Annotated in this window: 19 protein-coding genes; 13 read left to right on the top strand and 6 right to left on the bottom strand. The window is 70.6% G+C overall.

Translation table 11 applies throughout. The features are described 5' to 3' along the window. The first annotated feature begins 34 nt into the window (after positions 1 to 34). Positions 35 to 1,384 carry a CoA transferase gene (locus tag BJ986_RS12165; RefSeq protein WP_179422218.1) on the top strand — a complete coding sequence of 450 codons (1,350 nt, stop codon included), beginning with the start codon at positions 35 to 37 and terminating at the stop codon, positions 1,382 to 1,384. Here BJ986_RS12165 and BJ986_RS12170 read toward each other — a convergent pair. The 4 genes from BJ986_RS12170 to BJ986_RS12185 are packed head-to-tail and all read right to left on the bottom strand — an operon-like array spanning position 1,381 to position 4,010. Continuing rightward, complete coding sequence (locus BJ986_RS12170) at positions 1,381 to 2,130, bottom strand: ATP-binding cassette domain-containing protein (protein WP_179422219.1); 750 nt, start codon at positions 2,128 to 2,130, stop codon at positions 1,381 to 1,383. The genes BJ986_RS12165 and BJ986_RS12170 overlap by 4 nt on opposite strands. Further along, positions 2,127 to 2,888: a cobalt ECF transporter T component CbiQ gene (gene cbiQ, locus BJ986_RS12175; protein WP_179422220.1), complete on the bottom strand. Its 762-nt coding sequence runs from the start codon at positions 2,886 to 2,888 to the stop codon at positions 2,127 to 2,129. The genes BJ986_RS12170 and cbiQ overlap by 4 nt, the downstream gene beginning before the upstream one ends. A gap of 1 nt (position 2,889) precedes the next feature. Then, the gene (locus BJ986_RS12180) at positions 2,890 to 3,324 is read right to left on the bottom strand and encodes a PDGLE domain-containing protein (RefSeq protein WP_179422221.1); all 435 of its coding nucleotides are present in this window, start codon (positions 3,322 to 3,324) and stop codon (positions 2,890 to 2,892) included. Next, the gene (locus BJ986_RS12185) at positions 3,321 to 4,010 is read right to left on the bottom strand and encodes an energy-coupling factor ABC transporter permease (RefSeq protein ID WP_179422222.1); all 690 of its coding nucleotides are present in this window, start codon (positions 4,008 to 4,010) and stop codon (positions 3,321 to 3,323) included. Before BJ986_RS12185 ends, BJ986_RS12180 begins: the two co-directional genes overlap by 4 nt. Before the next feature lie 122 nt (positions 4,011 to 4,132). Here BJ986_RS12185 and bcp point away from each other — a divergent pair, with 122 nt between their 5' ends. Further along, entirely contained in the window at positions 4,133 to 4,603 is a 471-nt protein-coding gene (gene bcp / locus BJ986_RS12190) for a thioredoxin-dependent thiol peroxidase (protein ID WP_179422223.1), read from the top strand. A gap of 49 nt (positions 4,604 to 4,652) precedes the next feature. Next, positions 4,653 to 4,922, top strand: a complete 270-nt coding sequence (locus BJ986_RS12195; RefSeq protein ID WP_179422224.1) for a DUF3618 domain-containing protein — start codon at positions 4,653 to 4,655, stop codon at positions 4,920 to 4,922. 64 nt (positions 4,923 to 4,986) lie between these two features. Here the strand turns inward: BJ986_RS12195 and BJ986_RS12200 are convergent, their stop codons facing one another. Then, on the bottom strand, positions 4,987 to 5,493 hold the full coding sequence (locus BJ986_RS12200) for a rhodanese-like domain-containing protein (protein ID WP_337795232.1): 507 nt from the start codon (positions 5,491 to 5,493) through the stop codon (positions 4,987 to 4,989). Then, entirely contained in the window at positions 5,490 to 5,975 is a 486-nt protein-coding gene (locus tag BJ986_RS12205) for a cysteine dioxygenase (protein WP_179422225.1), read from the bottom strand. The genes BJ986_RS12200 and BJ986_RS12205 overlap by 4 nt, the downstream gene beginning before the upstream one ends. 581 nt (positions 5,976 to 6,556) lie before the next feature. Between BJ986_RS12205 and BJ986_RS12210 the strand changes: the two genes are divergently transcribed. The 10 genes from BJ986_RS12210 (at position 6,557) to BJ986_RS12255 (ending at position 17,258) form a co-directional block, all read left to right on the top strand. After that, positions 6,557 to 7,309 carry a peptidoglycan-binding domain-containing protein gene (locus BJ986_RS12210; protein WP_179422226.1) on the top strand — a complete coding sequence of 251 codons (753 nt, stop codon included), beginning with the start codon at positions 6,557 to 6,559 and terminating at the stop codon, positions 7,307 to 7,309. 84 nt (positions 7,310 to 7,393) lie between these two features. Continuing rightward, a complete protein-coding gene (locus tag BJ986_RS16090; RefSeq protein ID WP_202881245.1) occupies positions 7,394 to 8,266 on the top strand; it encodes an MEDS domain-containing protein in 873 nt (290 codons plus the stop codon). 172 nt (positions 8,267 to 8,438) lie between these two features. After that, the gene (gene dnaK / locus BJ986_RS12220; RefSeq protein ID WP_179422227.1) at positions 8,439 to 10,337 is read left to right on the top strand and encodes a molecular chaperone DnaK; all 1,899 of its coding nucleotides are present in this window, start codon (positions 8,439 to 8,441) and stop codon (positions 10,335 to 10,337) included. 11 nt (positions 10,338 to 10,348) lie between these two features. Next, a complete protein-coding gene (locus tag BJ986_RS12225) occupies positions 10,349 to 10,867 on the top strand; it encodes a nucleotide exchange factor GrpE (RefSeq protein ID WP_179422228.1) in 519 nt (172 codons plus the stop codon). Beyond that, positions 10,867 to 11,835, top strand: a complete 969-nt coding sequence (locus BJ986_RS12230) for a DnaJ C-terminal domain-containing protein (RefSeq protein ID WP_179422229.1) — start codon at positions 10,867 to 10,869, stop codon at positions 11,833 to 11,835. The genes BJ986_RS12225 and BJ986_RS12230 overlap by 1 nt, the downstream gene beginning before the upstream one ends. Positions 11,836 to 11,848: 13 nt before the next feature. Next, complete coding sequence (locus BJ986_RS12235) at positions 11,849 to 12,190, top strand: chaperone modulator CbpM (RefSeq protein ID WP_179422230.1); 342 nt, start codon at positions 11,849 to 11,851, stop codon at positions 12,188 to 12,190. Continuing rightward, positions 12,181 to 14,817: an ATP-dependent chaperone ClpB gene (gene clpB, locus BJ986_RS12240; RefSeq protein WP_179422231.1), complete on the top strand. Its 2,637-nt coding sequence runs from the start codon at positions 12,181 to 12,183 to the stop codon at positions 14,815 to 14,817. The genes BJ986_RS12235 and clpB overlap by 10 nt, the downstream gene beginning before the upstream one ends. Beyond that, entirely contained in the window at positions 14,814 to 15,338 is a 525-nt protein-coding gene (trxA, locus tag BJ986_RS12245; protein WP_179422232.1) for a thioredoxin, read from the top strand. The genes clpB and trxA overlap by 4 nt, the downstream gene beginning before the upstream one ends. 110 nt (positions 15,339 to 15,448) lie before the next feature. Continuing rightward, positions 15,449 to 15,613, top strand: coding sequence for a UBP-type zinc finger domain-containing protein (locus tag BJ986_RS12250; RefSeq protein ID WP_337795455.1), 165 nt, complete (start codon positions 15,449 to 15,451; stop codon positions 15,611 to 15,613). Next, positions 15,591 to 17,258 carry an FAD-dependent oxidoreductase gene (locus BJ986_RS12255; protein ID WP_179422233.1) on the top strand — a complete coding sequence of 556 codons (1,668 nt, stop codon included), beginning with the start codon at positions 15,591 to 15,593 and terminating at the stop codon, positions 17,256 to 17,258. Before BJ986_RS12250 ends, BJ986_RS12255 begins: the two co-directional genes overlap by 23 nt. Positions 17,259 to 17,270: the final 12 nt, after the last annotated feature.

The raw sequence follows: 17,270 nt of genomic DNA on the forward strand, positions 1-17,270 counted from the left end.
CCGGAGCGCTTGGTCCGGGTCCTAGAGTCGACCTGTGAACCACCTGCTGCGCGAGGTCCTCCCGGCCCTGGGCCTCGACCAGGGGTATGCCGCGGCCCACCTCGACCTCGCCGCCGGCAGCGCCCTGCCCAGCGCGTTGCCGGTGAACACCCTCGCCTGCGGCTCGGTCGCTGCCGCCGGCCTGGCCGGTGCTGCGTTGCTCGGCTCGCAACGCGTGAAGGTCGACCCGCGCCAGGTGTCGGTGTCCTTCAGGAATGACCAGCTGCAGACGGTGGATGGGGCGCACCAGCCCGGATTCGCCGCGCTGTCAGGGTTTTTCGAGGCGAGTGACGGCTGGGTGCGCACCCATGCCAACTACCGGCACCACCGGGCCCGACTGCTCAGGGCTTTCGGTCTGCCGGATGAGGCGGGTCGGGAGGGGGTGGCAGCCGCCATCGCCGAGCGGACGGCGCAGGACGTCGAGGACCTCGTGACGGCCGACCACGGCATCGCCGTGCGGGTGCGGTCGGTGCACGAGTGGATGGCCTCGGAGGCGGCCCACGCGGTGGCCTCGCACGACCTGCTCTCGGTGGAAGCAGTCGACTCCACCACCGCCTCGGCGGCTGCCGTGGCCGTCGCCCCTCGCCCGCGGGTCCTCGACCTCACCCGGGTGCTCGCCGGTCCGGTGGCGACCCGGACCCTGGCGCTGCTGGGCTGTGACGTCCTGCGGGTCGACAGCCCGCACCTGCCCGAGCTGGACGGCCTGCACCTGGACACGGATTCGGGGAAGCGCTCCACCCTGGTCGACCTGCACGACGAGCACGCGCGCCACCGTCTGCACGAGCTCCTGGCCGAGGCCGACGTGCTGGTGACCGGCTACCGCCCGGGCGCCCTCGCGGCATACGGGCTGGACCCCGACGACCTTGCGCAGCGGCACCCTCACCTCGTCTGCGCGACGCTCACGGCCTGGACCACCAGCGGCCCCTGGGGGAGGCGTCGCGGGTTCGACAGCATCGTGCAGGCAGCCACCGGAATCGCGCTCATCGAGTCGCGGGACGGGTCGATGCCCGGCGCCCTGCCTGCCCAGGCGCTCGACCACGCGACGGGCTACCTCCTGGCCGCCGGAGTGCTGACGGCGCTGCGGCGACGCGCCACCGACGGGGGCACCTGGCGCGTCGAGGCACACCTGGCCCGCACCGCCCACTGGCTGCTCCAGACCGAAGCCCTCGACGGACCGCCCGAGACGATCGACGACCCGCGGCCCTGGCTCGTGGAGTCCGATACGGCCTACGGACGGGTCGCCGCGTCGCGTCCGGCGTTCGAGCACGACGACGCTCCGCGGCGGTTCGCCTGGGTGGGGCGCCGCTGGGGGAGCGACGCCGCTGTCTGGGACCCGCGCGGCTAGGGAGCCGGGATCGTCCGGGGGTCGAACCCGAACGGCAGCTCCAGCCGGTGGGCGGCCATGAGCGGGTCGTCGGTGAGGACGCCCCGGGTGGACCCGTCCGCGACGACGACCCCGTCGGACAGCACGACCGATCGCGGACACAGCTCGTAGGCGTACGGGAGGTCGTGGGTGACCATGAGCACCGTGACGTCGAGTGAGCGGATGATGTCGGCGAGCTCGCGTCGTGACGCGGGGTCGAGGTTGGACGACGGCTCGTCGAGCACGAGGATCTCCGGCTCCATCGCCAGGACCGTCGCGACCGCCACGCGCCGACGCTGCCCGAAGGACAGGTGGTGTGGCGGACGGTCGATGAAGTCGACCATCCCGACGCGGTCGAGGGCTGCAAGGACCCGCGCCTCGAGGGCCGCACCCCGAAGCCCGAGGTTGGCGGGGCCGAACTCGACATCGGCGCGCACCGAAGGCATGAACAGCTGGTCGTCGGGGTCCTGGAACACCACACCCACGCGGCGTCGGATCTCCATCAGGGTGTCCTTGCCCACCGGCATGCCCGACACGGCCACCGAGCCCGCGCCGGCCGTCAGGATGCCGTTGAGGTGCAGCACCAGGGTCGTCTTGCCGGCGCCGTTGGGGCCGAGCAGGGCGACGCGTTCGCCTTGGTGCACATGGAGGTTCACGCCGAACAGGGCCTGGTGGCCGTCCGGATAGGCGTAGGCGAGACCCTGGACCTCGAGGACGGGAGTGGTCACAGTGCCACCGCCACGACCAGGGTGGCCAGCGCGGCAGCGGGGAGTATGCCGGCTCGCCGCCACTGCTCGCCGGTGGCGGTCAGGGGGTGGGTGACCGGCAGTTGCCCCGTGTAGCCGCGCGACAGCATGGCGAGGTGCACCCGCTCGCCGCGCTCGTAGGAGCGGATGAACAACGCCCCGGCGGTCGTGGCGAGGACCGGCCAGGACCGCAGGTCGCGGGATCGGAACCCGCGCGACTCCCGGGCCACCCGCATCCGCGCCATCTCCCCGGTGACCACCTCGAGGTAGCGCACCATGAACCCCATGATCTGCACGAGCTGGTGGGGCAGGCGCAGGCGCTCCATCCCGGCCACGACGTGCCGAGGCTCGGTGGTGGTCGCGAGGACGAGCGAGGCCATGACGCCCAGCGTGCCCTTGGCCAGCAGGGCCCACGCACCGAGCAGGCCTGCCTCGGACAGCCGCAGAGGACCCAGCTGGACCCGCGGCCCGCTCGCCACGAACGGCATCAGCAGGGCGAACACCACGAACGGCGTCTCGACGACCATCCGCTTGGCGTAGTAGGCGAACGGCACCCGGGAGCTGCGCTGGGCGACGAGGACGAGGGCGAGGTAGACGGCATACGCGGGGAAAGCGGTCCGTGGCGTGAGGACGACCGTGACCACGAACCCCAGCAGCGCCACGAGCTTGACGTGCGCGGGGAGGCGGTGGACGACCGAGTGCCCGTGGAAATGCAGGTGGTGCCCGTGTCCTGCGCCCACGTCAGCCTTCGCCCGAGCCGGCGGGGGAGGTCTCGCCTGCCGCGTCGGAGCCGCCTCGCCGCCGGACCACGAGGAACAGCCCACCGGCGAGCAGGAACACCAAGGTGGCTCCGACGACACCCGCGACCCCGCCCGACAGCCTGCGGTTCTCGATGCCGCGGGTGGCGTAGCCGGCGAAGGGCGACCCATGGGTGGGGTGGGCCGGGGCCGAGTGGAGGAAGCCCTTCTCGCCGGCCACGAAGACCAGTCCGTCGGGGTGCTTGGAGGCGTAGAACGACACGACGCCGGCGATGAAGAACGACACGAGGATGCCGAGGACGAGGAGGCGACGAGTGCTCACCTGTGGGCGAGCCGTGGCGGTGGTGGTCGTCGAGGGCGTGGTCGGGGGCGTGCTCGAGGGCGCCGTCGAGGTCGTGGTGGGGCTGGGGTCGCTCATGCCCGCGCCTCCTCTCGGATCGTCAGGGTGCGTCGTCGAAGGCTGGGACGCGCGCCGTAGACCAGGTCCGGGCGCACGGCGAGGATGCTCGACACGGCCAGGGCCGTGATGGCTGCCTCGCCGATCCCGATGATGCTGTGCACTCCCACCATGGCGGCGGCGACGGTGGAGAAGGGCACGTCGGCGGTGCCCCCGATGCCGAACAGCACCGAGAACCCGAACGCCGCCGTCGGCACGGACACCAGGGCCGCGACCGCGGCCGCGGGCACGACCGACGCAGGCCGCTGCGGCAACAGGGCCCTCACGCCGACGAAGACGAGCCAGCCGACCCACACGCCCACGAGGCCCATCAGGGTGATGTTGGTGCCGAGCGCGGTGAGGCCGCCGTCGGCCATCAGGGTGCCCTGGACGATGAGCACGACGGTGATGGCCAGGGTGGCGGTGTAGGGACCGACGAGGACCGCCGCGAGCGCGCCCCCGAGGAGGTGGCCCGACGTGCCCGCGCCGATGGGGAAGTTGACCATCTGGGTCGCGAAGATGAACAGCGCCACGAGTCCCGCCAGCGGTGCGGTCCGGTCGTCGAGCTCGCGCCGCGCGCCGCGCAGCGCGAGCCCCACGCCGGTGACCGCGACGACGGCGGTACCGACCGACGTCGGTGCGTCGAGGAATCCGTCGGGGACGTGCACGAGGTGCTCCTGCCTGCTCGGGTGCCGGGCCTGCTGCTGGGATAGGTTTGCCGCAGGACCGATGGCCACTCTATTGCAAATCATTTGCAATAGGCACCCCGCAGGTGAGGAGACCGACCACCGTGAGCGAGCGACTGAGCCCGGGCGACACCGCCCCCGACTTCACGCTGACCGACGACAAGGGCGACCAGGTGGCCCTGTCCGACCTGCGCGGCACCAAGGTCGTCGTCTACTTCTACCCGGCGGCCATGACCCCGGGGTGCACCACCCAGGCCTGCGACTTCAGCGACAACATCAACACCCTGCGCGGCGAGGGCTACGAGGTGTTGGGGATCTCGCCCGACAAGCCCGAGAAGCTGGCCACGTTCCGCGAGCGCGACGGGCTCACCATCCGGTTGCTCTCCGATCCGGACAGGTCCGTGATGAACGCCTACGGAGCCTTCGGCGAGAAGAAGCTCTACGGCAAGACCGTCGAGGGAGTCATCCGCAGCACCGTCGTCGTCGACGAGACCGGCACCGTGTCCCACGCCTGGTACAACGTCAAGGCCACTGGTCACGTCGCCAAGCTGCGCCGCGACCTTGGTCTGGCCTGACCCGTTCTCCCCTGTCCGTCCTCCCCGCCCGAGCCACCAAGGAGCCCGCATGAGCGAGAACCCGAGCAAGCAGTCGGTCGACCAGATCGAGGCCGACATCACGGCCGCGCGCGTCCGCCTCGCGGGCACCGTCGACGAGCTCCACACGCGCACCGCCCCGCAGGAGATCGCCCGGCGGCAGGTCGAGTCGCTGAGGACGAAGCTCACCGCGGCGACACACACCGAGTCCGGCGACCTGCGCGCCGAGCGCATCGCAGCCGTCGCCGCCGCCGCAGTGGCCCTGCTCGGCCTGGCAGTGGCGCGCCGCCGACACCGCTGACCCGCCGCTCACCCCAGGTGAGCCGCGGCGTCGGCGGTGCAGCCCGCCTGCGGTGCAGCCCGCCTCAGGTGGTGATCGGCAGGCCTGCCTCCCGCCACGCCCGGAACCCGCCGACGACGTCCGTCGCCCGACGGATTCCCAGGCGCAGCAACGCATCCGCGGCCAACGACGAGGTGAAGCCCTCCTGGCACAGCACGAGCACTCGGGTGTCGAAGCGGGCGACGTCGAGTCGCGCCTCGTGTCGGGGGTCGAACCTCCACTCGAGCACGTTGCGCTCGACCACGAGTGGTCCGAGGTGGGCCGCCACCTCGCCCTCCACGGCGCGCTGCGCCGCCGGCCGGATGTCGACGAGCACCGCCCGACCGTGCAACAGCTCCTGGTATGCGCCGCGGGCGCTGACCCGGTCCAGGCGGCTGCGCGCGTCTTCGAGCTGGTCGTCGATGCCGCGGTAGACCGGTGCGCCCCAGCCGCGACCGGCTGACGTCCGGGTCGTCGCCGGGGCCGTCGGGGTCGGCGTGGTGGGCGGGGCGCTGAACAGGCGGGTCTCCCAGTGGATGGTCGCGGCGCTCACCACTGCTCACCCGCCCGCTCGATGCCGGTCTCGCGCAACGTGTTGTCCAGCAACGCATACCTGGTCATGCCGCGCAGCGCCGGGGAGTAGACGTGCACCGAGAGCGCAGGCCGGTCACCGAGGTTGGTCACGGTGTGGATGTGGCGCGGCCCGAACGTCCGGCCCTCGCCCTCCCAGAGGTACCGGTCGTGCACTTGGTTCCCGGACCAGAACTGCTCGGTGAGCTCGCCCTTGACGGTGAGGAAGGCGCCCTCCGACTGGAGGTGGTCGTGCCAGCCGGTGGACGCCCCGAGCGGCCAGTGGATCAGCCAGATCTCGAGGTGGGCGGTGGCATCGAGCCGGCGCCAGCTGCGCTGGGTCGCACCGAGGTCGAGCTCGCGCTCGAGGTCGGGATCGGTGGCGAACAGCCGGGCGGTGCGCAGCAGCTGGTTACGGGTGAAGCGGTTGACGCCGGGGGTGCCGGCGGTGGTGATGGCGGTCATGGTCCTGCTCCTGGTCGTGGGAAGGGGTCGAACGGTCGGAATGCGTTGTGTGGCAACGCATTCGGCGACAGAGGGACCCCTGCGTCAGGTGCAGGTCGAGGTGGATGCGGTGGTATGCCGCGTGGCTGGAACGGGGTGTGGCCATGGTGTCGTCTTCCGATCGGGCGGCGCGCGCGCAGAGGGGGCGCCGGGGCTGGTGCGGACTGGGGTCAGGCGCAGCAGCAACACCGCATGACGCCGCCACACATGGAACCCATGTGCATGCGGTGCGTCGCGGTGGTCGAAGACATGCCCCCAGTGGAGCACGACGGCCGCGGCGCCGTCCACGTCCAGCCGGGGCCGTCTCGACACCCGGACGCTGTGCCATGGCGCCAGGCACGTTCGTCACCGACGGCACCAGCGTGGACCAGTCAGGGCTAGTGCAAATGATCGAGGCCCATCGCACCCAGGTCGGCCACCATGGACGTGAACTGGCGCTCTCAGGAGGAGAGCAACTCGGCAGGGGTTCGCGGCGCCAGACGTTGTGACCGGCCATGAGGACGGGCCGTCTGCGCCGCTTCGACACGCGGTGGAGAAGGGCCATGGCTGCAGCAGACATCCTGACGAAGTTCGGTACCAAGCGTGCGACGGAGGTAGTGGAGCTCGCGGCCCTGGCCGGACTCGAGCTCGCCGCGGCGGCGACGCTCCTCGAGAAGGAGTCCGGCGGGGGGGACAACGTGTACGGCCACGACCCCGTGCAGACCGGCGGCTTCTACTTCATGGGCGGACCCGTCACCAAGGCGAACTACACGCTGTACAAGAAGCACCGTGCCACCCTGGGGGCGCAGGGAGTCGGCCCCTGCCAGCTGACCTTTCCCGGCTTCCAGGACAGGGCCGACGCGCGAGGCGGGTGTTTCGACTGGCGGGTCAACGCCCTCGTGGGCTTCGAGATCCTGTCAGGCAACATCACCGCCCTGGGCGTGCAGAAGGGCTTCCGCGCCTTCAACGGGACGGGGCCTGCGGCCGACAAGTACGCGACCGACGCGATGAACAAGCTGCGGGTCTGGCGGGAGCGACTGAACGGCTCGCCCTCGGTCGCGCCACCCATCGCGCGACCCTTGCTCAAGGAGAACGACTCGGGCCCGTTGGTGCTCGCGGTCCAGAAGTTCATGAACCGCACCTTCCCCCTGTACTCCCACCTCGAGGTCGTGTCGAAGATCTACGGGCCGGAGACCTCGAAGGTGATCGCCGAGTTCCAGCGCCGAGCCGGCGTGTCGGGGGCCGGCGTCAGCGCCGCGGGGCGCCAGATCGGGCCACCGACCTGGGCCGCCCTGGAGTTCTTCGGCTTCCGCTGACGAGTCCTGTCCACGAGTGGCGGCGGTCTTGTCCAGCACGGCGCGTAGCATCAGCGGGGTGGCGTCACACAATCGCGACACCCCGTGAACGACCTGAGCCTGGGCATCCCGGGGGTGGGTGAGATCCATCCCGGGACGCATCTCTGCGCGCTGTACTCCGGACCGGCTGAGCGAGAGCGGCTGCTGACCTCGTTCATGCTGGAGGGGGTGCGCCATGGCGACCAGTGTGTGTGCCTCGGCGACGACCCCGAGCCGGCGAGCATGCCGCCGGGGGCCTACGGACCGGCAGGTCCCGCGGACGAGCGCCGATGGCACCTCAGCAGGTACCCGCTCGCGGACGCCTATCTCCGGCCCGGGGCCTGGGAGCGGATGATCTCGCTCCGCGTCGTCTACCCGACGCCGTCCACCGACGGCCAGCTCTCCGTGCTGCGTGGCGCCGGGGAGATGTCCTGGGTGCCGCAGGAGCCTGGCGCGCAGGAGCCCGGCGCGGAGGAGCTGTCCGACTACGAGCTGGCCGTCACCCAGATCCTCGCCGACCTGCCCGCCTTGTTCCTGTGCATGTACGACCTGCAGCGTTTCGAGGTGGGCACGCTCGTCGAGGTCCTGAGGATCCACTCCGCGGTGCTGCTCGCCGGCGTCGTGCTCCACAACCCTCACAGCCAAGCACCGACCGCCTATCCGAAGCCCGCACCCGACCCAGTCCCGCGGTTCCCGTTGGCCAGGCTTCCCAACGGCCGCGAGGACGGCGGTGACCGGTGGCTGACCCTCACCGGGGCCGAGGTCCGGGTCGCCGAGCTCGTGGCGTGCGGCATGACGAACCGCGCCACGGCGCAGGAGCTGGTCGTGTCGCCCCACACCGTGGACGCGCACCTCAAGCACATGTACGCGAAGCTCGGCATCCACTCGCGGGTCGAGCTCGCCGTCCTGGCGCTCCAGCACGGGTCCTCCGGCGCCTGACGCCGAAGCAGGGCAGCGGGCGTCCCAGCGTTGTTCCGGTTCACGCTCCAGGTTCAGGTGTCCCTGTTCGCGTTGTGAATGTTGACGCGATTTGTACGCGTTCACGGGATGCCCCCTCATCACCCCCGGCGACAGCATGGCTTGGTCCGATGTCGAGCGAACGGGGTGCGTCATGGGTAGGGCCGTAGGTATCGATCTGGGAACGACGAACTCGGTGATCGCGGCGATGGAGGGTGGCCAGCCGACGGTCATCCCCAACGCCGAAGGAAACCGGACCACGCCCTCCGTCGTCGCGTTCCTCGAGAGCGGTGAACGACTCGTGGGCCAGATGGCCCGGCGACAGGCGATCCTCAACCCCAAGGGCACGATCTACTCGGCCAAGCGCTTCGTGGGCCGCAAGCACGACGAGGTGCAGAGCGAGCTCGACGCCGTCTCCTACGATGTCGTCTCCGGACCGGACGGGGCGGTGCGCTTCTCCGTCCACGGCAAGCTCTATGCGCCGGAGGAGATCTCCGCGCAGGTCCTGCGCAAGCTGGCGGACAACGCCGGCAAGACGCTCGGTGAGCGGGTCACCGAAGCGGTCATCACCGTGCCCGCCCACTTCAACGACGCGCAGCGGCAGGCCACCAAGGACGCGGGCAAGATCGCCGGCCTCGAGGTGCTCCGGATCATCAACGAGCCCACTGCTGCGGCGCTCGCATACGGCATGGACAAGCTCGAGAACGAGACCATCCTGGTCTTCGACCTCGGCGGCGGCACCTTCGACGTCAGCATCCTGACGGTCGGTGAAGGCGTCGTCGAAGTGCGGTCCACGGCAGGCGACACCCACCTCGGCGGGGACGACTTCGACCGGCGGGTCGTGGACTACCTCGCGGACGAGTTCAAGAAGGAGAACGGCATCGACCTTCGGCAGGACCCGCAAGCCCTGCAGCGCCTGTTCGAGGCGGCCGAGAAGGCCAAGGTCGAGCTGTCCTCCGTCACCCAGACGGCAGTGAACCTCCCGTTCGTGACGGCGGACGCCTCCGGCCCCAAGCACCTCAACATCAACCTGATGCGCTCCACGTTCGACCAGCTCACCGCGGACCTGGTCGAACGCTGCATGGGCCCGGTCAAGCAGGCCATGGGTGACGCGAAGGTCACCGCGGACGACATCGACGAGGTGATCCTCGTCGGCGGCTCCACGCGCATCCCTGCGGTGCAGGACCTGGTGCGCCGGATGACCGGTGGCAAGGAACCCAACATGACCGTCAACCCGGACGAGGTCGTCGCACTCGGCGCGGCCGTGCAGGCGGCGATCATCAAGGGCGACGTGAAGGACGTCCTGCTCCTGGACGTCACCCCCCTCTCACTGGGGTTGGAGACGCAGGGCGGGGTGATGACCAAGGTCATCGAGCGCAACACCACGATCCCGGCGCGGCGCACCGAGGTCTTCAGCACCGCCGAGGACAACCAGGGGGCAGTGGACGTGGTCGTGCTCCAGGGCGAGCGTGAGCGGGCCAGCGACAACCGGGCCCTGGCCCGGTTCCGGCTGGAGAACATCCGGCCCGCACCTCGAGGGGAGCCGCAGATCGAGGTCACCTTCGACATCGACGCCAACGGCATCCTGCACGTCTCCGCCAAGGACAAGGACACTGGCGCCGAGCAACAGGTCACCATCAGCGAGACCTCGACCCTGAGCCAGGAGGAGGTCGAACGCATGGTCTCGGACGCCGAGGCGCACCGCAGCGAGGATGCCCAGCTCCGTGAGCTGGTCGACGCCCGCAACGAGCTCGACTCCGTGACCTACCAGGTGCAGCGCCGGCTGGAGCAGGGCGGCAGCGCGATTCCCGAGCACGAGCGCGCCCGGGCGGAGATGTTGGTCAACGACGCGCGGGCGGCCCTCGACGAGCAGGCGCCGATCGACCGCCTGCGGTCCCTCACCGGCGAGCTCCACCAGATGGCCCAGGCCCTCAGCACGTCTGCCCAGAGCCAGGCCGGCACCGGGTACGCCGGGGAGTCGGCCGGGTCCGGCCAGGTGGGGCCCAGCGATGACTCGGACGACGTGATCGACGCCGAGTTCACGGCGCACTGAGCGAAACCGTCATGTCCGAGCAAGAGACACCCGAGCAGGAGACACCCGAGCAGAGGCCTGTCGACGCGGACGTCGTCGACAGCACCGCCGAGACCGAGAAGCAGATCGCCGAGCTCGAGGACTCGTGGCGCCGCACCGCCGCCGAGCTGGACAACTTCCGCAAGCGCTGCGCCAGGGACCTCGTCCGGGCCCGCGAGCAGGAGCGGGCCTTGGTGGCCGCGCGCTGGCTGCCGGTCCTCGACAACCTCGAGCGTGCGCTCGAGCACGCCTCCTCGAACCCGGACCAGATCGTCGAGGGCGTCCGCGCCGTGCACCAGCAGGGAGTCGCGATCCTCGCGGACCTGGGCTACCCCCGGCGCGACGACGAGACCGGCAAGCCTTTCGACCCCGCCCGCCACGAAGCCGTCGGCACCGTTGCAGCCGCGGACCTCGTGCCCGGGACGGTCGCGCACGTCGTCAGGCCCGGATACGGGCCCGACGCCGAGATCCTCCGGCCGGCGTCTGTCGTAGTGGCGACCAGGAGCGAGTGATGGCCCGGGACTTCTACGAGGTCCTGGGGCTTTCCCGCGATGCCGAACAGTCGGAGATCCAGCGGGCCTACCGCAGGCTTGCCCGCACACTCCACCCGGATGTCAACAAGGATCCCGCCGCGGAGGAACGGTTCAAGGAGCTCTCCGAGGCCTACGACGTGCTCTCCGACCCCGACCAGCGCACGAGGTACGACGCGTTCGGGGCGGACTTCCGGCGCGTCGGTGCCGACGTGGACCCCGATGCCTACCGCCGCGCGCGCGCCTATGCGGGGGCCGGTGCCGGCGGCGGGCGGTCGAGCGGCTGGGGCGGGGGAGGTCCCTCGACCGGGGGCTTCCGGTACTCCGGCTCCGGCGACGACGTCGACCTGGAGGACCTGCTCGGCGGCATCTTCGGCGGTCGCGGCCGCGGCCGCGGTGGCTGGGGACCGCTCGCCGGCTCCGACCACGAGACCGAGGTGGAGGTGAGCATCGAGGAGGCGTACCACGGGACCCAGCGCACCCTGTCGATCAGTGGTCCTGACGGTCCGCGCACCCTCGACGTGACCGTCCCCGCAGGCGTGGTGGACGGCCAGCGGATCCGGCTGCGCGGCCAGGGCGGTCAGGGATCCGGCGGAGGCGAGGCGGGCGACCTGTACCTCGTCGTGCGCATCGCGCCCCACCCTCGCTACCGGCTCGAGGGCCGGGACCTGCACCTGCTGATGCCCTTGGCCCCGTGGGAGGCCGCCCTCGGCTCGTCGGTGGACATCGACACCCCCGGCGGCCCGGCCACCGTCACCGTGCCGGCGGGCACCTCCAGTCATCGCCGCCTGCGGCTCAAGGGCCGCGGGCTGCCGAACAAGCGGGGCAAGCCGGGTGACCTGTATGCCGAGGCGCAGATCAAGGTCCCCACGTCACCGTCGGCGGAGGAACGCGAGCTGCTCGAGCGACTCGGCAAGGTCTCGAGCTTCGACCCCCGGGGGACACGATGACGAGGCATCCGCGATGACACAGCCGACCACCGGGGCACCGACCGGGACGAGGTGGGCGCTGGCCCGCCCCTACCGCCTGAGCCTGGACAGCTACGCCCGCATCACCGGGGTGCACCCCGAGCTGGTGCGCCGACTGGTCACGCTCGGACTGCTCGACATCACCCGGGACGCTGAGGGCAACCTCTGGTTCGACCCGTCCCAGGTGCGGGAGATGGCCACCATCCAGCGACTGCACCTGCGGCTGAACCTCAGCTACTCGTCGCTCGGCCTGGTGATGGACCTGCTCAACCGGATCTCCGAGCTCGAGAGATCCCCCCGGCGCTCGCCAGGAGATAGGGGAGTTCGATGGACCTGAACCGGCTCACACAGAAGTCGCAGGAAGCACTGCACGACGCCCAGACCAAGGCGCTCCGGTTCGGTCACCAGGAGGTGGACGGCGAGCACCTGCTGCTGGCGCTGCTCGAGCAGGGTGACGGGTTGGTCCCGCCGCTCCTGGCCCGGGCGGGGGCGGACGTGGTGCGGCTTCGGGAAGACGTGGAGGCCGAGCTCGAGAAGCGTCCGCGCGTCACGGGCTCCGGCGCCGAGCCCGGGAAGGTGTACGTCACCCAGAGGTTGAACCGCGTCCTCGAGGGAGCCGAGAAGGAGGCCCGCAGGCTGAAGGACGAGTACGTCTCGGTGGAGCACCTGGTGGTCGCGCTGCTCGACGAGGGCTCCGGTTCGGCAGCGGGTCGGGTCCTCGCGCAGCACGGCGTGACGCGGGACTCGTTCCTGCAGACGCTGACAGCGGTGCGGGGTTCCCAGCGGGTCACCTCCGCCACGCCCGAGGGGACGTATGAGGCCCTCGCCAAGTACGGTCGCGACCTCGTCGCGGACGCGGCCGCCGGACGCCTGGAGCCAGTGATCGGCCGGGACTCGGAGATCCGTCGAGCCGTCCAGATCCTGTCGCGCAAGAGCAAGAACAACCCGGTGCTGATCGGGGAGCCCGGGGTCGGGAAGACCGCCATCGTCGAGGGTCTGGCGCAGCGGATCCACCACGGCGACGTGCCTGAGGGGCTGCGCGACAAGACCGTCTTCGCCCTCGACATGGGTTCCCTCGTCGCCGGTGCGAAGTACCGCGGCGAGTTCGAGGAACGCCTCAAGGCCGTCCTCAACGAGGTCCTGGCCGCTGAGGGCAAGATCCTGTTGTTCGTCGACGAGCTGCACACCGTGGTCGGTGCCGGCGCGTCGGAAGGTGCGATGGACGCGGGCCAGATGCTGAAGCCCATGCTGGCCCGCGGCGAGCTGCACATGATCGGTGCCACCACGCTCGACGAGTACCGGACCCACATCGAGAAGGACGCGGCCCTCGAGCGCCGGTTCCAACCGGTTCTGGTCGACGAACCGAGCGTCGAGGACGCCCTGTCGATCCTGCGGGGACTGCGCGAGCGGTTCGAGGTCTTCCACGGCGTCAAGATCCACGACGGCGCGCTGGTCGCCGCGGTCACGTTGAGCGACCGCTACATCTCCGAGCGCTTCCTGCCCGACAAGGCCATCGACCTGGTCGACGAGGCCTGCGCGATGTTGCGCACCGAGATCGACTCCATGCCCACCGAGCTCGACGAGCTCACCCGCCGGGTGACGCGCTCCGAGATCGAGGAGGCCGCGATCGCCCAGGAGACGGATCCAGCCAGCAAGCGCCGCCTGGAGGACCTGCGCAGGGAGCTGGCCGACCTCAAGGCAGAGGCCGATGCCATGCGCGCCCAGTGGGAGGCGGAGCGCCAAGCGCTCCACGAGGTCCAGGCGCTGCGGCAGGAGATCGAGCAGGTGCGCGTCGAGAGCGAACGTGCCGAGCGGGAGTACGACCTGAACCGGGCCGCGACCCTGCGCCATGGCAAGCTGCCCGAGCTCGAGCGAAGGCTCACGGCGGCGGAGGAGCGGCTCGCGGCCAAGCAAGCCGGCAGACGCCTGCTGCGCGAGGTCGTCACGGCCGACGAGATCGCCGCCATCGTGGCGCGGTGGACGGGCATCCCGTTGGACCGCCTCCAGGAGGGCGAGCGGCAGAAGATCCTTCGCCTCGACGAGGTGCTCCATGAGCGGGTGATCGGCCAGGACGAGGCGGTGCAGCTGGTGAGCGACGCCGTCGTGCGGGCGCGCTCCGGCATCAAGAACCCGACCCGTCCGATCGGCTCCTTCGTCTTCCTCGGCCCGACCGGCGTGGGCAAGACCGAGCTAGCCAAGGCCCTCGCGGAGGCCCTCTTCGACAGCGAGGAGAACATCATCCGCATCGACATGAGCGAGTACCAGGAGCGTCACACGGTGAGCCGGCTCGTGGGGGCCCCACCCGGCTACGTCGGGTTCGAGGAAGGCGGCCAGCTGACCGAGGCGGTCCGGCGCAAGCACTACTCGGTCATCCTGCTCGACGAGATCGAGAAGGCCCATGTGGACGTCTTCAACACCCTGCTCCAGGTCCTCGACGACGGGCGCCTCACGGACTCTCATGGACGCACGGTCGACTTCCGCAACACCGTCATCATCATGACCTCCAACCTCGGGTCGGAGCACCTGCTCGAGGGCGTCACGCCAGACGGTGAGATCAAGCCGGAGGCCCGCGCCATGGTGATGAGCTCCCTGCGGTCCCACTTCCGGCCGGAGTTCCTGAACAGGGTCGACGAGATCGTGCTGTTCAAGCCGCTGACCTTCACGCAGATCGAGCGCATCGCCGACCTGCAGCTGGGCGAGCTGCGCGAGCGGCTGGCGGAGCAGCGGATCACGCTCGAGGCCACCGACCAGGCCCGCCGGTTCATGGCGGAGCAGGGCTTCGACCCGGCATACGGCGCCCGACCCCTGCGGCGGTTCATCTCGCGTGAGGTGGAGACCCGCGTGGCCCGCGCGCTCCTGCGCGGTGAGCTGCCCGAGGACTCGACCATCGTGGTCGATGTCGCCAACGGGGAGCTCACTGCCATCCCGAAAGCACCCGACACCTCGGAGAAGGCAGTGGCATGAACACGACGCTGAAGGGCCCGACCACCATCGTCGTGTGCGCGAACTGCGGCACGAAGAACCGCGTGCCCGCGGTCGCAGGCGGGGCACCCCGCTGCGGAAAGTGCCGGAACCCTCTTGCCTGGGTGGTCGACACGTCAGACGCGGACTTCGCCGCCGTGGTGGACCGCTCGACCATCCCCGTCCTCGTCGACGTGTGGGCGCCGTGGTGCGGTCCCTGCCGGATGGTCAGCCCGGCACTGGAGCAGCTGGCGACCGAGCTTGCGGGAAAGCTGAAGCTGGTCAAGGTCAACGCGGACGAGGCGCCGGAGGTCAGTCGCCGCTTCGAGGTCCAGGCGATCCCGACGCTGGTCCTGATGAACCGCGGTCAAGTCGTGGTCAAGCAGGTCGGGGCCGCGCCCGTACCCGCTCTGCGGTCGTGGCTCACGCAGCACCTCCCCAAGGAAGACCCCGAGCCCGACCGCTCGAGCCGGGACGAGCCCTCGGGCCGGGACGACCCACCGACCCAGGGCGCCCGGCAGTGAGCGCGATCCCCGGGCAGCTCCTGCCTGACCCGCACCTGGCGCTGATCCGGCCGGTGGGACCACCCCGGACGCCGGGGTGTGAGGAATGCCTGCTTCTCGGGACGCCCTGGGTGCACCTGCGGCAGTGCCTCACCTGCGGACAGGTGTGCTGTTGCGACTCCTCTCCGATGCGCCACGCTCGCGCCCACGCCGCCACGGCTGGCCACGTCATCGTGCGTTCAATCGAGCCGGGGGAGAGCTGGAGGTGGTGCTATGCCGACGAGCAGTACGTCTGAGCGCGAGCCCCCGGACCTGCCGGAGACCCCGGACACCACCGGTGCCTATCCCCGGCTCACCGACGAGCAGCTGATGATGCTCTCGCGGTACGGCGAGCGGAAGAGTCTGCCCCAGGGCACCACGTTGTTCTGTGAGGGGGACCGCGACTGCGGGCTGTTCATCGTGCTGGAGGGCAAGGTCCAGGTCGTCCAGGAGGACCGACCTGGGGAAGGTGCGCGCGTCATCGCGGTCCACGGCCCGGGTCGGTTCGTGGGTGACCTGTCGATCCTGACCGGCCAGGCCGTCTACGTCACCGGCATCGCCCAGACGGATGTCGAGGTGCTGGAGATCCCGTACGACCAGCTCAAGGAGGCGGTCACCCAGGACCGGGCACTGGGCGACCTGATCCTGCGGGCCTTCATCCTGCGACGCAACATCCACGCCGACCTGGGCGCCGGCCTCCAGATCATCGGCTCCCGCTACTCGGCGGACACCCGCCTGCTGAGGGACTTCGCGAGCCGCAACCGCGTCCCGTACCGCTGGGAGGACGTCGAGGAGGATCCCGAGGCGGAGACCACCCTCCGGGCGTTCGGTATCCCACCCGAGCAGACCCCCGTCGTGATCTGGAAGGGGCAGACCGTCCTGCGCAGGCCGAGCATCAGGGAGCTGGCCGAGCTCCTCGGTCTGCGGGAGGACGCGGCGGCACGTGACGCCTGCGACCTGCTGGTGGTCGGCGCCGGTCCCGCGGGTCTGGCTGCTGCGGTGTCTGCAGCGTCCGAAGGACTCTCCACGGTCGTGCTCGACGCCATCGCGACGGGTGGGCAGGCGGGGACGTCGTCCCAGATCGAGAACTACCTCGGCTTTCCGGCGGGCATCTCGGGCGCGGAGCTCGCTGATCGAGCGGTGATCCAGGCCCGCAAGTTCGGCGCCACCTTCACGATCCCCGGTGAGGCCAGGTCGCTCGATCGCCTCGACGGTCACTTCGTCGTGAGCCTGGCGGACGGGGCCCAGGTGGAGGCGCACACCGTGGTGCTCGCGACCGGCGTGCGGTACCGCCGACTCGAGGTCCCCGGCATGGACCGGTTCGAGGGGCCGAGCGTCTACTACGCCGCCACCGAGTTCGAGGCACGGCTCTGCCGTGGCGACCCGGTCGTGGTCGTCGGTGGCGGGAACTCGGCCGGGCAGGCGGCACTGTTCCTGTCCCGGAACGCCGCCCACGTCAACCTCGTGATCCGCCACGACGACCTGAACCGCGACATGTCCCGCTACCTGGCAGACCGCATACTGTCCGCCGCCCGCGTGCAGGTCTGGCGCAACCGTGAGGTCTGCGAGCTGCAGGGGGACCTCGGCCTCGAGGAGGTCATCGTCCGCGACCTGAGGACGGACGAGCGCGAGGCTCTCCGTGCGACGGCGCTCTTCGTGCTGATCGGATCCGAGCCGAACACGCGCTGGCTCGATGACGTGGTCACGCTCGACGACTCGGGGTTCGTGCTCACCGGTGCTGGCGCGCAAGGGGCAGCCATGTTCGCGACGGCGAGCGCGGGCGTCTTCGCGGTCGGCGACGTGCGCAGCGGCTCGGTGAAGCGGGTGGCGTCCGCCGTGGGGGAGGGCGCGGTTGCCGTGCGCCTGGTCTACGAGCACCTCGTGAGGGGTGGTCGACGATGAAAAGAAAGGACA

Source organism: Pedococcus badiiscoriae (assembly GCF_013408925.1).
Taxonomy (GTDB): domain Bacteria; phylum Actinomycetota; class Actinomycetes; order Actinomycetales; family Dermatophilaceae; genus Pedococcus; species Pedococcus badiiscoriae.